Source organism: Pseudaquabacterium pictum (assembly GCF_005403045.1).
Lineage (GTDB): Bacteria > Pseudomonadota > Gammaproteobacteria > Burkholderiales > Burkholderiaceae_C > Pseudaquabacterium > Pseudaquabacterium pictum.
The window spans coordinates 88,450-102,937 of the sequence record NZ_BJCL01000013.1; the positions used below are offsets into that span (position 1 = coordinate 88,450).

The 14,488-nt window shown below is 68.9% G+C and carries 12 protein-coding genes; 11 read left to right on the forward strand and 1 reads right to left on the reverse strand.

Annotated elements, in window-relative coordinates:
- Positions 1–32: 32 nt before the first annotated feature.
- The 11 genes from FFT10_RS20875 to FFT10_RS20925 all read left to right on the forward strand — a co-directional run bounded on the left by FFT10_RS20875 (position 33) and on the right by FFT10_RS20925 (position 13,545).
- A complete protein-coding gene (locus FFT10_RS20875; RefSeq protein ID WP_137734808.1) occupies positions 33–1,424 on the forward strand; it encodes an undecaprenyl-phosphate glucose phosphotransferase in 1,392 nt (463 codons plus the stop codon).
- Between the two features lie 55 nt (positions 1,425–1,479).
- The gene (locus FFT10_RS20880) at positions 1,480–2,685 is read left to right on the forward strand and encodes an outer membrane beta-barrel protein (RefSeq protein WP_137734809.1); all 1,206 of its coding nucleotides are present in this window, start codon (positions 1,480–1,482) and stop codon (positions 2,683–2,685) included.
- 19 nt (positions 2,686–2,704) lie between these two features.
- Entirely contained in the window at positions 2,705–3,733 is a 1,029-nt protein-coding gene (galE, locus tag FFT10_RS20885; protein ID WP_137734810.1) for a UDP-glucose 4-epimerase GalE, read from the forward strand.
- Positions 3,730–5,184, forward strand: a complete 1,455-nt coding sequence (locus FFT10_RS20890; RefSeq protein WP_137734811.1) for a mannose-1-phosphate guanylyltransferase/mannose-6-phosphate isomerase — start codon at positions 3,730–3,732, stop codon at positions 5,182–5,184. Before galE ends, FFT10_RS20890 begins: the two co-directional genes overlap by 4 nt.
- 1 nt (position 5,185) lies before the next feature.
- Complete coding sequence (gene rfbB, locus FFT10_RS20895; protein WP_137734812.1) at positions 5,186–6,250, forward strand: dTDP-glucose 4,6-dehydratase; 1,065 nt, start codon at positions 5,186–5,188, stop codon at positions 6,248–6,250.
- Positions 6,247–7,146: a dTDP-4-dehydrorhamnose reductase gene (gene rfbD, locus FFT10_RS20900; protein WP_137734813.1), complete on the forward strand. Its 900-nt coding sequence runs from the start codon at positions 6,247–6,249 to the stop codon at positions 7,144–7,146. Before rfbB ends, rfbD begins: the two co-directional genes overlap by 4 nt.
- A gap of 15 nt (positions 7,147–7,161) precedes the next feature.
- Positions 7,162–8,043 carry a glucose-1-phosphate thymidylyltransferase RfbA gene (gene rfbA, locus FFT10_RS20905; protein WP_137734814.1) on the forward strand — a complete coding sequence of 294 codons (882 nt, stop codon included), beginning with the start codon at positions 7,162–7,164 and terminating at the stop codon, positions 8,041–8,043.
- A 175-nt stretch (positions 8,044–8,218) separates the two neighbouring features.
- Complete coding sequence (locus FFT10_RS20910; protein WP_162520866.1) at positions 8,219–10,693, forward strand: DUF1800 family protein; 2,475 nt, start codon at positions 8,219–8,221, stop codon at positions 10,691–10,693.
- A 10-nt stretch (positions 10,694–10,703) separates the two neighbouring features.
- Complete coding sequence (locus FFT10_RS20915; protein WP_137734816.1) at positions 10,704–12,131, forward strand: DUF1501 domain-containing protein; 1,428 nt, start codon at positions 10,704–10,706, stop codon at positions 12,129–12,131.
- A gap of 239 nt (positions 12,132–12,370) precedes the next feature.
- Entirely contained in the window at positions 12,371–12,994 is a 624-nt protein-coding gene (locus FFT10_RS20920; RefSeq protein WP_137734817.1) for a hypothetical protein, read from the forward strand.
- A complete protein-coding gene (locus FFT10_RS20925) occupies positions 12,991–13,545 on the forward strand; it encodes a PEP-CTERM sorting domain-containing protein (RefSeq protein ID WP_162520867.1) in 555 nt (184 codons plus the stop codon). The genes FFT10_RS20920 and FFT10_RS20925 overlap by 4 nt, the downstream gene beginning before the upstream one ends.
- 25 nt (positions 13,546–13,570) lie before the next feature.
- Here the strand turns inward: FFT10_RS20925 and FFT10_RS20930 are convergent, their stop codons facing one another.
- The gene (locus FFT10_RS20930; RefSeq protein WP_137734819.1) at positions 13,571–14,362 is read right to left on the reverse strand and encodes a PEP-CTERM sorting domain-containing protein; all 792 of its coding nucleotides are present in this window, start codon (positions 14,360–14,362) and stop codon (positions 13,571–13,573) included.
- Positions 14,363–14,488: the final 126 nt, after the last annotated feature.

Sequence of the window (14,488 nt, forward strand, 5' to 3'; positions counted from 1 at the left end):
GCCGATGCCCGTCCCACCGATCCAAGAGCCTGATGTTCGAGACCCGAAGCCCCCGCAATTTCAACAGCGCCCCCCAGTCGGTCACCGCCTTCATCGCCACCGTGCTCGAGCCGGCGATCACCGTGCTGGTGTACCTGGGCGCCCTGGCCTGGCACGGCGAAGAGGTCGGCCGCGCCGACCTGACCTTGTGCTTCCTGGTGCTGGCGCTCACCTTCCCTGGCATCAACCGCTTCCGCGACCGGCTCAGCTCGGCCGCCGTCGGCATCCTCGGCTCCTGGATCACGCTGCTGGCCATCCTGCTGGGCTTCGGCTACGGCACCCGCAGCCTGGACCTGTTCCAGCACGATGTCATCCTGTTCTGGGTGGTCGCCACGCCAGTGATCCAGCTGGCCGCGGTGCGGCTGGGCTTCATGGCCATCCGCCAGCAGGCGCGCCAGCCGGGCAACCGCCGCAGCGCGGTGGTGATCGGCGCCGGCGCGCTGGGCGTGAAGGTGGCGCATGCGCTTTCCTCCAGCCCGACCCAAGGCGTGGACTTCGTCGGCTACTTCGATGACCGCGCCGATGCCCGGGTGCACAGCGACAGCGCCGGCAAGCGGCTGGGCAACCTGCTGGAAGCGGCGCCCTACATCCGCGCGCACGGCGTCAAGGAAGTGTTCATCACCCTGCCGCTGGGCTCGCAGCCGCGCATCATCGACCTGCTGGAACACCTGCAGGGCACCACCGCGTCGATCTACTTCGTGCCCGATGTCTTCGGCATCAGCATCATCCAGGGCCGGCTGCAGGACATGTCCGGCGTGCCGGTGGTGGGCATCTGCGAGACGCCGTTCACCGGCACCAACCGCATGATCAAGCGCATCAGCGATGTCGTGCTGTCGATCCTGATCCTGCTGCTGATCTTCCCGATCATGCTGGCGGTGGCCATCGGCGTGAAGCTCAGCTCGCCCGGGCCGGCGATCTTCCGGCAGAAGCGCAACGGCCTGGATGGCGAAGAGATCATCGTCTACAAGTTCCGCTCGATGCGGGCCATGGACAACGGCGCAGTGGTCAAGCAGGCCACCAAGGGCGATCCGCGCATCACGCCGTTCGGCGCGTTCATCCGCCGCACCTCGCTGGATGAACTGCCGCAGTTCATCAACGTGCTGCAGGGCCGCATGAGCATCGTCGGACCGCGGCCGCATGCGGTGGCGCACAACGAGATGTACCGCCAGCTGATCAAGGCCTACATGGTGCGCCACAAGGTCAAGCCGGGCATCACCGGCTGGGCCCAGGTCAACGGCCACCGCGGCGAGACCGACACGCTGGACAAGATGCAGGCCCGCGTGGAGTACGACCTCGAGTACCTGCGCAACTGGCCGCTGGGCCTGGACCTGGTGATCATCCTGCGCACCGCCAAGTCGATGCTGAGCGACAGCAAGGCCTACTGAACCACCACAGAACCCACCTCCGCCGGCATCCGCCGGCGCTGCCTGGAGAGACCCCATGCGCCCCACCCTGCCCCTGTCGACGCTGGCTGCCGCCGGCCTGCTGCTGGCCACCACCGCTGCCTTCGCACAGTCCAGCCCCTACTACATCGGCGTGTCCCAGGCGCTGGCCTACGAGTCGAACCTGTACCGCATCGGCGGCAGCATCGGCCTGCCCGTCGGCGCACAGAGCAAGTCCGACACCGTCGCCACCACCTCGCTGGTGGCCGGTGTCGACCAGACCTGGGGGCGGCAGCGGCTCAGCGGCAGCGGCTCGCTGCGGGCCAGCCGCTACGCGCAGAACGACCAGCTGAACAACGAGGGCTACGGCCTGAACCTGGGGCTGGACTGGGCCACGGTGGATCGCGTCTCCGGCCGCCTGGGCGTCACCGCCGACCGCAGCCTGCGCAGCTACGACCCGGCCTACCAGGGCGGCCTGGCGTCCGAACGCAACATCGAGGACAACAACCAGATCAACGCCACGGTGCGGGTGGGCGTGGTCACGCGCCTCACCGGCGAGGTGTCGGCCAGCCGCCGCCAGGTGCGCTACTCGGCGCAGGCCTACAAGGGCTCCGAGTACAACCAGAACACCGGCTCCATCGGTGCGCGCTACCGCCTGGGGGGCGCCACCACCGTGGGCCTGGCGTGGCGGCAATCGCAGTTGAGCTACGTGTCGATCGATGACCCGTACAAGCGCCGCGACATCGACCTGACCGGCACCTGGATTCCCAGCGGCCTGACCAATCTCTACGGCCGCATCAGCCACACCAGCACCGACCACAGCAACTCGCCCAACCGCGACTTCTCCGGCGTCACTGCAGAGCTGCGCGGCAGCACCCAGGCCACCGGCAAGGTCAAGCTGAATGTGAAGCTGAACCGCGACCTGGGTCAGGGCAACTCCACCTTCGACTTCGCGGGCGAGCCGCAGCCCACCGAGTTCGACCGGGTGAGCACCACCCTGCGCCTGGGCGCCGACTACGACCTGAGCGCCAAGATCACGCTGAACGCCGGCATCGAGCACGTCCGCCGCAACTTCGAGGGCACCCGCTTCGCCATCGTGGGCAGCGACCGCACCACAGCGCTGGACCTGGGCGCCCGCTGGCTGCCCACCCGCGCCATCCAGGTGGGCTGCAGCCTGCGCTACGACACCCGCAGTGTCAGCGTGGTCGGCAACCCGTTCAACAGCCAGGCGGTCAACTGCTACGGCCAGTTCGTCCTGCAGTGACAGCGCAGCCACCCGCCGCATGCCGACCATCCTGCTGACCGGCGCCGCCGGCTACATCGCATCCCACACCTGGCTTGCCTTGCAGGCGGCCGGCTTCCAGGTGGTGGGGGTCGATGATTTCTCCAACAGCGCGCCCGAGGTGCTGAACCGGCTGCAGCAGCTCAGCGGCCAGGTGCCGGTGTTCGAGCGCGCCAGCGTCTGCGATGCCGCAGCCATGCAGGGCATCTTCGGCCGCCATGCGATCGATGCGGTGGTGCACTTCGCAGCCTTCAAGGCGGTGGGCGAGAGCACTGCCCAGCCGCTGGCCTACTACCGCAACAACATCGGCGGCCTGGTCACCACCTGCGAGACCATGCGCGCGGCCGGCTGCCGGCGCATCGTCTTCAGCAGCAGCGCCACGGTGTACGGCGATCCACAGCGCCTGCCGATCACCGAGGACAGCCCGCTCACCGCCACCAACCCCTACGGCCAGACCAAGCTGATGGGCGAGACCATCCTGCGCGACCTGGGTGCGGCCGATCCGCAGTGGCAGACCGCCTGCCTGCGCTACTTCAACCCGGTGGGCGCGCACGACAGCGGCCGGATCGGCGAAGACCCGCGCGGCACGCCGAACAACCTGATGCCCTACGTGGCCCAGGTGGCCGTGGGCCGCCGGGCGCAGCTCAGCGTCTTCGGCAACGACTACCCCACGCCCGACGGCACCGGCGTGCGCGACTACATCCATGTGGTCGACCTGGCCGACGGCCATGTGGCCGCGCTGCAGCGCCTGCTGGATGCGCCGGGCTCGTTCACCGTCAACCTGGGCACCGGCCGCGGCTACAGCGTGCTGGAGCTGGTGCAGGCCTATGCCCGCGCCAGCGGCCGCCCGGTGCCCTACCAGCTGGTGGCCCGCCGGCCCGGTGACGTGGCGGCCTGCTATGCCGACCCGTCGCTGGCCCTGCAGCTGCTGGGCTGGCAGGCCCGGCACGACCTCGACCGCATGTGCGCCGACAGCTGGCGCTGGCAGCAACAGAACCCCAACGGCTTTACAACGCCCTCCGCACCATGACCCTCCACGTCCAGCCCGTCATCATGGCCGGCGGCTCCGGCACCCGCCTGTGGCCGCTGTCGCGCGCCGGCTACCCCAAGCAGTTCCTGGTGCTGTCGGGCGATGCCGACAACCGCTTCAGCCTGTTCCAGCAGGCCGCCCAGCGGCTGCAGGGCCTGGCCGATGCCGGCATCCAGGTGGCGGCGCCCTGCATCGTCGGCAACGAAGACCACCGCTTCCTGGTGCTGGACCAGCTGCGCGAGCTGGCGCTGGAGCCCGCCTCGGTGCTGCTGGAGCCGGTGGGCCGCAACACCGCACCGGCGGTGACCCTGGCTGCCCTGGCAGCGCTGGAAGCTGGCGGTGATCCGGTGCTGGTGGTCAACTCATCCGACCAGACGGTGACAGACACCGCCGCCTTCACCGCCGCGCTGCGCCAGGCGGTGCGCGCCGCGGCCGACGGCACGGTGGTCATCCTGGGCATCACGCCTGACAAGCCCGAAACCGGCTACGGCTACATCCGCGTGGCCGATGGTGGTGGCAGCGCCGTGGCCACCGTGGCCCAGTTCGTCGAGAAGCCCGACGCCACCACGGCGGCCCGCTACCTGGCCGAAGGCGGCTACTTCTGGAACGCCGGCATGTTCGTGCTGAAGGCCAGCGCCTGGATGGCCGCGCTGGAGCGCTTCCGCCCCGACATCGCCACCGCCACCCGCGCTGCCTGGGCGGCCCGCAGCACCGATGCCAAGTTCGTGCGCCCGGGCAAGGTCGAGTTTGCCGCCGTGCCCTCGGAATCCGTGGACTATGCGGTGCTGGAGAAATGCCCCGGCACCGACATCGCCATCCGCATGGTGGCACTGGACGCCGGCTGGAACGACCTGGGCGCCTGGGAGGCCGTCTGGCAAGTGGCGCCCAAGGACGCGCAAGGCAATGCCAGCGTGGGCGACGCCATCGTCAAGGACAGCCGCAACACCCTGGTGCATGCCCACAGCCGGCTGGTCAGCGTGGTGGGCCTGGAAGACGTGGTGGTGGTGGAAACCGCCGACGCGGTGCTGGTGGCCAGCCGCGAGCGCAGCCAGGACGTGAAACTGATCGTCAACCAGCTGGGTGCCGAGCAGCGCGGCGAGCAGACCCTGCACCGCAAGGTGCACCGGCCCTGGGGCTGGTATGACAGCATCGACAACGGCCCGCGCCACCAAGTCAAGCGCATCATGGTCAAGCCGGGCGCCAGCCTCAGCTTGCAGATGCACCACCACCGGGCCGAGCACTGGATCGTGGTCAGCGGCACGGCCGAGATCACCAATGGCGACAAGGTGCTGCTGCTGGCCGAGAACCAGAGCACCTACATCCCGCTGGGCCAGACCCACCGCCTGGCCAACCCGGGCAAGGTGCCGCTGGAGATCATCGAGGTGCAGAGCGGCAGCTATCTGGGCGAAGACGACATCGTGCGGTTCGAAGACACCTACGGACGGAAGTGACATGACGATCCTCGTGACCGGCGGCGCCGGCTTCATCGGCAGCAACTTCGTGCTCGACTGGTTCCAGACCAGCAGCGAGCCCGTCGTCAACCTCGACGCCCTCACCTACGCCGGCAACCGGGCCAACCTGGCCAGCCTGCAGGCGGATGCGCGCCTCAGCTTCGTGCACGGCGACATCTGCGACCGCGCGCTGGTTGACAGCCTGCTGGCCACGCACCAGCCGCGCGCCATCGTGCACTTCGCGGCGGAGAGCCATGTGGACCGCAGCATCCACGGCCCCGGCGCCTTCATGAAGACCAACGTCGATGGCACCTTCACCCTGCTGGAGGCTGCACGCGCCTACTGGGGCGGGCTGGCGGGGGACGCCAAGGCGGCCTTCCGCTTCCACCATGTCAGCACCGACGAGGTCTACGGCAGCCTGCAGCCTGGTGCCCCGGCCTTCACCGAAGACCACCCCTACGAGCCCAACAGCCCCTACAGCGCCAGCAAGGCCGCCAGCGACCACCTGGTGCGCGCCTGGCACCACACCTACGGCCTGCCGGTGGTGACCACCAACTGCAGCAACAACTACGGGCCCTACCACTTCCCCGAGAAGCTGATCCCGCTGATGATCGTCAACGCCCTCGCCGGCAAGCCGCTGCCGGTGTACGGTGATGGCCAGCAGATCCGCGACTGGCTCTACGTGGGCGACCACTGCAGCGGCATCCGCGCCGTGCTGGCCGGTGGCAAGCTGGGCGAGACCTACAACATCGGCGGCTGGAACGAACAGGCCAACATCGACATCGTCAAGATCGTCTGCGGCCTGCTGGATGAACTGCGGCCCGACCCCGCCGGCCCGTATGCCCGGCTGATCACCTACGTGACCGACCGCCCGGGCCACGACCGGCGCTATGCCATCGACGCCCGCAAGATCGAGCGGGAACTGGGCTGGCGCCCAGCCGAGACTTTTGCCACCGGCATCCGCAAGACGGTGCAGTGGTACCTGGCCAACGCGGACTGGGTGGCCAGCGTGCAGAGCGGCGCCTACCGCGACTGGGTGTCGACCAACTACGCGGAGCGGGCATGAAGATCCTGCTGCTGGGCAAGAACGGTCAGGTGGGCTGGGAGCTGCAGCGCGCACTGGCACCGCTGGGCGATCTGGTGGCCTGTGACTTCGACTCTCCAGCCCCGCTGACGGCCGACTTTGCCCACCCCGAGAGCCTGGCCGCGCTGGTGGCCGCGGTGCAGCCGGACGTGATCGTCAATGCCGCCGCCCACACCGCGGTGGACAAGGCCGAGAGCGAGCCCGCGCTGGCCGAAGCACTGAACGCCACTGCGCCCGCGGTGCTGGCCCGAGAGGCTGCTGCCCGCGGCGCGTGGCTGGTGCACTACAGCACCGACTATGTCTTCGACGGCAGCGGCAGCAGCCCGCGCAGTGAAGACGCGCCCACCGGCCCGCTCAGCGTCTACGGCCGCACCAAGCTGGCCGGTGAACAGGCAATTGCCGCCAGCGGCTGCCGGCACCTCACGTTCCGCACCAGCTGGGTGTACGCGGCGCGCGGCGGCAACTTCGCCAAGACCATGCTCAAGCTGGCCGCCGAGCGCGATGCACTGAACGTCATCGCCGACCAGTGGGGCGCGCCCACCAGTGCCGAACTGCTGGCCGACGTGACGGCCCATGCGCTGCGCCAGGCCATGGCCCAGCCCGAACTGGGCGGCCTGTACCACTGCGTGGCCGGCGGCGAGACCACCTGGCATGCCTACGCCCAACTGGTGATCGAACACGCCCGCGCCGCCGGTGTGCCGATCAAGGTGGCCGCCGATGCGGTGCGCCCCATCCCCACCAGCGCCTACCCCACGCCCGCCACCCGGCCGTTGAATTCACGCCTGGACACCAGCCGCCTGCGCAACGCCTTCGGGCTGCAACTGCCGGATTGGCAGGCTGGCGTGGTGCGCATGCTCACCGAAACCCTGAACCGCTGAACTGGACCCGCAACCATGCAACGCAAGGGCATCATCCTCGCCGGTGGATCCGGCACCCGGCTGCACCCGGCCACGCTGGCCATCAGCAAGCAGCTGCTGCCGGTGTACGACAAGCCGATGGTGTACTACCCGCTCAGCACGCTGATGCTGGCCGGCATCCGCGACATCCTGATCATCAGCACACCGCAGGACACGCCGCGCTTCGAGGCGCTGCTGGGCGACGGCGGCCGCTGGGGTCTGAACCTCAGCTACTGCGTGCAACCCAGCCCGGATGGCCTGGCGCAAGCCTTCATCCTGGGCCGCCAGTTTGTGGACAACCACCCCAGCGCTCTGGTGCTGGGCGACAACATCTTCTACGGCCACGACTTCGCCACGCTGCTCAGGCGCGCCGACAGCCGCACAGCAGGCGCCAGCGTCTTCGCCTACCACGTGACCGACCCCGAGCGCTACGGCGTGGTCGAGTTCGACAGCGATAAACGCGCACTCAGCATCGAAGAAAAGCCCAAGGCGCCGAAGAGCAACTACGCCGTCACCGGCCTGTACTTCTACGACAACCAGGTCTGCGACATCGCCGCCAGCATCCAGCCCAGCGCCCGCGGCGAGCTGGAGATCACCACGGTGAACGCCACCTACCTGCAACAGGGCCAACTGGACGTGGAGATCATGGGCCGCGGCTATGCCTGGCTGGACACCGGCACCCACGACAGCCTGCTCGAAGCCGGGCAGTTCATCGCCACGCTGGAAAAGCGCCAGGGCCTGAAGGTGGCCTGTCCGGAGGAAATCGCCTACCGCGCCGGCTGGATCACCGCCACCCAACTGGAGCAGCAGGCCCAGCCGCTGCTGAAAAATGGTTACGGCCAGTATCTGATGCAAGTGCTGCGCGAGAAGGTGTTCTGAGCATCGGGGCAGGTGGGCAGCCCGCGCGGCAAGCCGCCTGAGCCCATCGCTACAAGCCTTTACACCGTGAAGGCTCAGCCCGGCGCGGTGGCTGCCGACAACGTGTGATCGCCCGCGGCCTCGCGCCGCAGCACTCACCACGGCCGCCACCATGATCCAGCCTTCTCGTTCCCCGTTGCGCCCGAGCCCTGCGCCGCCTGGCCAGCGGCCCACGCCAGCGGCGGCACTGGCTTGGTGCACGCTGGCCTGCCTGGCGCTGGCAGGCTGCGGCGGTGGTGGTGGTGGCGGCAGCGAGCAGGCCCCAGCCGAGACCCCGGTGACCGCCCCCGCGCCAGCCCCTGCAGCCAGCAGCCCCACCGCCGCTGCCGAGAGTGATGTGGCGACGGTGCTGGCCGTGGCGAATGCCGCCGTCACTGCCGAGGCCATGGCCCAACAGGCCCAGCGCAGCCTGCAGGATGAGGCCGTGGCGGCCGCCCAGGTGGAATCGAGCCAGGCCGCTGCAGCCGCGCCCGTTCCGGCACCCGCACCGGCACCCGCGCCGGTGGCGACGCCAGCGCCAAGCCCGGCCCCCGCACCAGCATCCACGCCCGCACCGGCCCCCGCACCGGCACCTGCACCTGCGCCCGTTGCGGCACCCAGCCCCAGCCCGCTGGTGGTACGCGCCCGCGCCACGCTGGCCGGCGGTGTGGGCGCGCAGATGGTGGTGCGGGTGAACGGCCAGACCGTCGGCACCACCACGGTGACCAACACCCAGTTCACCAACTTCAGCTTCGCCGTGCCCACGCTGCCCGCCAACGCCCTGGTGGACGTGGTCTTCACCAACGACGGCGGCGGCAATGGCGAGGACCGCAACCTGTTCGTGGCCTACCTGCAGCAGGGCAGCCAGGTGGTGATGCCCACCGCCAGCAATGCCAGCATCGACCGAGGCGCCGGGGCTGCCGCCTTCGACGGCGCCGACACCGTGGCCGGCAGCGGCAACATCTACTGGAGCGCCGCCCTGCGCCTGACCTGGCCGGCAGACACCGCCACGGCCGACGCCCTGCCGGCGCGTCAGCGCGATGCAGTGCGCTTCCTGCTGCAGGCCAGCTTCGGCCCGACGCCAGCCGAAGTGAATGCGCTGGCCACCAAGCCCTATGCCACCTGGCTGGGCGAGCAGATGGCCCTGCCCCACCAGGCCGACTACGTGAACGCGGTGCAGGCCCAGTTCAACCAGGGCGATGCCTGGCGCCCGGGTGGTGCCAGCTACAGCCCGGCAGTGGTGGCCCAGACCTTCTGGAAGACCGCCGCCACCGCACCCGACCAGTTGCGCAAGCGGGTGGCGTTTGCGCTGCACCAGATCTTCATGGTGTCGCAGACCGATTCGAACCTGTGGCACCACGCCCGCGCAGTCGGCGCCTACCACGACCTGCTGAACAGGAACGCCTTCGGCAACTTCCGCCAGCTGATGGAAGACGTGGCCCTGAGCCCGGCGATGGGCATCTACCTGAGCCACCTGCGCAACCGCAAGGAAGACCCGGCCACCGGCCGGATGCCCGACGAGAACTTCGCGCGGGAGCTGATGCAGCTGTTCACCATCGGCCTGCATGAGCTGAACACCGACGGCAGCCCCAAGCGCAACGCCGGCGGCCAGCCGGTGGAGACCTACGGCATCGACGACGTGATGGCCCTGGCCAAGGTGTTCACCGGCTGGAGCTGGGCCTTTGCCGACGGCGAGCTGACTGAGTCGAAGTTCCGCTGGGGCAGCCCGGTGATGACGGCCGCGGGCGACCAGCGCATCGACCTGCTGCCGATGAAGGCCTATGCCAGCCAGCATTCCACCGCGGCCAAGACACTGTTTGCGGGCAAGGCCTGGGCGGTCACCATCCCGGCCAACGGCACGGCCCAGGCCGATCTGAAGCTGGCACTGGACGCGCTATTCAACCACCCCAATGTGGGCCCGTTCATCGGCCGGCAGCTGATCCAGCGGCTGGTGACCAGCCAGCCCACGCCGGCCTATGTGGCGCGGGTGGCGGCGATGTTCAACAACAACGGCAACGGCGTGCGCGGTGACCTGGCGGCCGTGGTGCGGGCCATCCTGCTGGACAGCGAAGCCCGCAACACGCCGCCCAACAGCTTCGGCAAGCTGCGCGAGCCGGTGCTGCGGGTGGCCCACTGGGCCCGGGCGCTGGGGGCGCAAAGCACCTCGGGCCAATGGATGCTGGCCTGGGAGCTGGAGAGCAGCGGCCAGCGGGCCCTGGCCGCGCCGTCGGTCTTCAACCACTACCGGCCGGGCTACGTGCCGCCGAACACCAGCTTCTCGGCCATGGGCAGCACCGCGCCCGAGTTCCAGATCGTCAACGAGAGCAGCGTGGCCGCCTGGATCAACACCGCCGAGGGCATGGCCGGCAACGGCCTGGGCTGGACGGGCAGCACCAACGACGTGAAGGTGGACCAGGCCGCGCTGGGCGCGCTGGTGGCCGGCGGCAACCTGAGCGCGCTGGCCGACCACCTGGACCTGCTGCTGCTGGGCGGGCGCATGGGCGCCGCGCTGCGCGCTAGCCTGATGGATGTGGTGGCCGCCATCCCCGACGGCACCAACGCTGCCGCCAACCGCGCGCGGGCCGCCACCTTCCTGGTGCTGGCCTCGCCCGAGTTCGTCTCCCAACCCTGAGGCCCTGCCCATGACCGCCAACAGACGCGCCTTCTTCCGCGCCAGCGCCGGCCTGGCCGCCGCGGCCGCCGCCCCACTGGGCCCACGCCTGCACCTGCCCCTGGCCATGGGCCTGGCCGGCATCGGCGCCCTGGCCAGCCAGCGTGCCCAGGCCGCGGGCATCCACGACGGCTACAAGGCCCTGGTGTGCCTGTACATGGCCGGCGGCAGCGACAGCCACAACTGGCTGCTGCCCACCGACGACAGCAACCGCGCCAGCTATGCCAGCGCCCGTGGCGAACTGGCCTGGCCCACCGCGCGGGTGCAGGACATCGGCAACGGTGGCCAGGCCAGCGGCCGCAGCTTCGGCATGCCGGTGGAGCTGGGGCCGCTGCGCAACTGGTACCAGCAGGGCAAACTGGCTTGGCTGGCCAACGTGGGCACGCTGGTGCGGCCGGTCACCAAGGCCGATTTCCAGGCCGGCGTGGGCCTGCCGGCCAAGCTGTTCAGCCACAACGACCAGGCCGCCACCTGGCAGAGCCTGCAGCCCGAAGGCGCGCCCACCGGCTGGGGCGGGCGCATGGGCGACATCCTGATGGCGGCCAACGCGCAACCGGTGTTCACCGCCGTGTCGGCCAGCGGCAATGCGGTGTTCCTCAGCGGCAGCCGGGTGACGCAGTACCAGGTGGGCACCAACGGCCCGGTGATGATCAACGGCGCGCAGGACGGCTGGCGCGCCGGCAGCAGCGCCGTGCCCGGCGAGCTGCGCAAGCTGCTGGCCGGCAGCGGCGCCAATGCCTTCGAGGCCGAGTACCTGCGGGTGGTGCAGCGCAGCCTGGCGACCAGCGGCACACTGCAGGCCGCCCTGACCGCCGGCCCGGCGCTGGACTTGCCGACCACCGCCATCACCCTGCCGGCCGGCACGCCGCTGGCTCTGCACAACGACGCCCTGGCCCGCCAGCTGCGCATCGTGGCCCGCATGATCGCGGCCGGCCCGGCCATGGGAATGAAGCGGCAGGTGTTCATGGTGAGCGTGGGCGGCTTCGACAGCCACAGCTTCCAGATGCGCGACCAGCCCCTGCTGATGGGCCGCGTGGCCCATGCAGTCGACTGGTTCATGCAGACCCTGCAGGCCCAGGGCCAGCTGAACAACGTGGTGCTGTTTTCGGCCAGCGACTTCGGCCGTGGCCTGGCCAGCAATGGCGACGGCTGCGACCATGGCTGGGGTGGCCACCACTTCGTGGCCGGCGGCGGCGTGAAGGGAGGCCGCATCCACGGCACCATGGCGGTCACGGCACTGGGCACGGCCGATGACCTGGGCGCCGGGCGGTTGCTGCCGAGCACGGCAGTGACGCAGTACGCGGCCAGCCTGGGGGGGTGGATGGGGTTGGGGGCGTCGGACCTGGCCGCGGCACTGCCCAACCTGGGCACCTTTGGTGCGGCGCCTGCGTTGGCGTGACGGCGACACCAAAGGCGTCCGGTCATCGTGAGCGACGTCGAAATCAGATGCCCTGGAACAGGCAGTTCAATGCGCTGACGATCTCTGCTGAGTCTTCCTGCAAGCCTCCGTCGTCTACGTAGCACAGCCCAAGAGGACGCGCACGGCACCGGTCGGTGGGCAGTCGCGGGGTTGCGCGCTGGCCATGCACAGGCGTACGCTGCGAAGGCTAGGCTGTCCAGCCCGGAGGAGGAGCATCCATGAGAAGCCGCGATCGCCACGGCGCTGCACTGGCCCTTGGAGGCTGGGCACTGGTTGCCACCATGGCACAGGCCGTTCCGGTGCAGATCAACCCGCCGCCCTTGGGTTTCAACACCGGTGCCACGGGCATCGAGGTGCAGCAACCGATGGGCCAAAGCTTCATCGCCAACGGCGACAGCGTGCACACGGTCGAACTGCAGCTGCTGAACATGAACATCTCGCTGGAACTGTCACAAGACCGCCTGGTGACGCTGGACCTCTACGAGGGCGTGGGCTTCCAGGGCGCGCACCTGGCCAGCCAGACCGTGGATGTCGATCGCATTCTCGGCAGGCTTGCCGGTACCCAGGGCCAAGTTGATTTCGCACTGGGTGGCGTGGCCGTTGTGCCCGGCCAACCCTACAGCTTTCAATTGCGCGCGGCCACAGCCCGCTTTGGCAGCGTGTGGTTTGCCGGCAATGCGTATGCCGATGGCCACGCCATCCTACAGGGCGAGGCCTTCGACGATCCCGATCTGTACTTCGGCATCCGTGCGGTGTCCGAGCCATGCAGCGTGCTGCTGTTGACGGCGGGGCTCGTTCTGCTCCGCGCGCGGCACGTCACCAACAACCGGAAAGCGCCATGAAAACCAACCGCCCCCTTTTGGCCCAACTGACTGTGGCCGCTTGCGCGAGCCTGGCCGCCATGCCCATTGCCCACGCGAAAACACGCACGTTCGAGTTCAGCTTTGACTGGGACGAAGGATCGTTGGCCGGGCAGGTGACGTCGGGGCGGTTCAGCTTCGACGCCAGCCTGTTCCACCCCACAAACTTTGTGCAGGCCGACCAGCTGTTCAGCCAGTTCTCCATCGAGATCGACGGTCGAACTTTTGATGAGACCCAGGCACCCGGCCACTATCTGCGGTTTCATCCGGACGGCAGGCTGCGCATGGTGGCCGTGGGCACCAACTGCAACGCCGTCACATGCTGGCTGGAAAACCCGCAGGACTTCACCATGGCCTGGAGCGGAGGCGACTTCGGCCAGGCGCAATATGCTCATGCGCCCAACGAAGCTTCGTACGCCGATGTGATCCATCTCACGGAGGTGTCCGCAGTGCCCGAGCCTGGCGCATGGGCCATGCTGCTGCTGAGCGGGCCGCTTGTGGTGGCGTGGTGGCGCCGCCGCCCAGCAGGCTAACGAGAGCTGACTGATAGAGGGGGGGTCACTTCGCCACTTTCACCCCGCACGTTGGGTCGCACAGGTGAAAGTTGAGACGCCATCTCGAAGCCTGGCGCATGCTGCAGAAACGCAGCAACGCCGCCCCCATCAGCCAGAGCAAGGCGGTGGCAGGCTCGGGCACCGGGCTAAGCTGGGCCACCAGGCGCACGTTGTCGAAGCGGGCGTAGGCGGTGCCATACGACGCGGCACCCCCGTCACCATCTTCTTCATAGGTTGTCCAGGCACTGAAGCCGGCGCCGAAGCCGGTGCTTTCCAAAGGCAGGATGCCGGACGTGGTGAACAAGTCGCCCGCGAATCGAAGCGCTCCCGGCACATTCAACGCCACGCTGGCAACGCCCACGGTGCGCTTTTCACCTGTGACGGCCAGTTCGAGACTGTCGATGCGCCAACCGGGTGCTGCGTCGAAGCGCAGGTACTCGAAGCGGAAGTTGGCCGACACCTCGTGATCGCCGGAGACCCCGCTGCCACCAACCGACCCGAACATCGGCGTTGAAAACTCGAAACCGAAGCGGCCGCTGCCCAGGTCCAAAGGCTTCAGGTCAGGAAACTCGAAGGTGCCTGCGGTGTAGCCACCCACTTGGCCATCGACACCGTTCAGTTGGCTGTCGCCGTCGAAGCTGTACTGACCGGCTTCGAACACCACCACGAGCGGGCCCCGGTTGAAGATGCACTCCTCTCCTTCAGTTGCGGTGCAGTTGAACGCCACAGCTTCCGAGGGAATCAAGACGAATGCCCACGCTAGCGTGGCGGCAATGAGCGTGCTGCGAACTGTCATGGCATCCCCCGGGTATGCGGTCAAGACGGCGCGGTGCAGGCGCTGCAACACCTGCGGAACCAAGTTTGCTCGGGCAACCGACCCATGCGCCATGTCTAAAGCTCTTCTAGCACCGCTGCCGCAGAC

Coding starts and splice junctions, on each gene's coding strand:
- FFT10_RS20875 (WP_137734808.1), top strand. CDS start 33: ATGTTCGAGACCCGAAGCCCCCGCAATTTCAACAGCGCCCCCCAGTCG.
- FFT10_RS20880 (WP_137734809.1), top strand. CDS start 1,480: ATGCGCCCCACCCTGCCCCTGTCGACGCTGGCTGCCGCCGGCCTGCTG.
- galE (WP_137734810.1), top strand. CDS start 2,705: ATGCCGACCATCCTGCTGACCGGCGCCGCCGGCTACATCGCATCCCAC.
- FFT10_RS20890 (WP_137734811.1), top strand. CDS start 3,730: ATGACCCTCCACGTCCAGCCCGTCATCATGGCCGGCGGCTCCGGCACC.
- rfbB (WP_137734812.1), top strand. CDS start 5,186: ATGACGATCCTCGTGACCGGCGGCGCCGGCTTCATCGGCAGCAACTTC.
- rfbD (WP_137734813.1), top strand. CDS start 6,247: ATGAAGATCCTGCTGCTGGGCAAGAACGGTCAGGTGGGCTGGGAGCTG.
- rfbA (WP_137734814.1), top strand. CDS start 7,162: ATGCAACGCAAGGGCATCATCCTCGCCGGTGGATCCGGCACCCGGCTG.
- FFT10_RS20915 (WP_137734816.1), top strand. CDS start 10,704: ATGACCGCCAACAGACGCGCCTTCTTCCGCGCCAGCGCCGGCCTGGCC.
- FFT10_RS20920 (WP_137734817.1), top strand. CDS start 12,371: ATGAGAAGCCGCGATCGCCACGGCGCTGCACTGGCCCTTGGAGGCTGG.
- FFT10_RS20925 (WP_162520867.1), top strand. CDS start 12,991: ATGAAAACCAACCGCCCCCTTTTGGCCCAACTGACTGTGGCCGCTTGC.
- FFT10_RS20930 (WP_137734819.1), bottom strand. CDS start 14,362: ATGACAGTTCGCAGCACGCTCATTGCCGCCACGCTAGCGTGGGCATTC.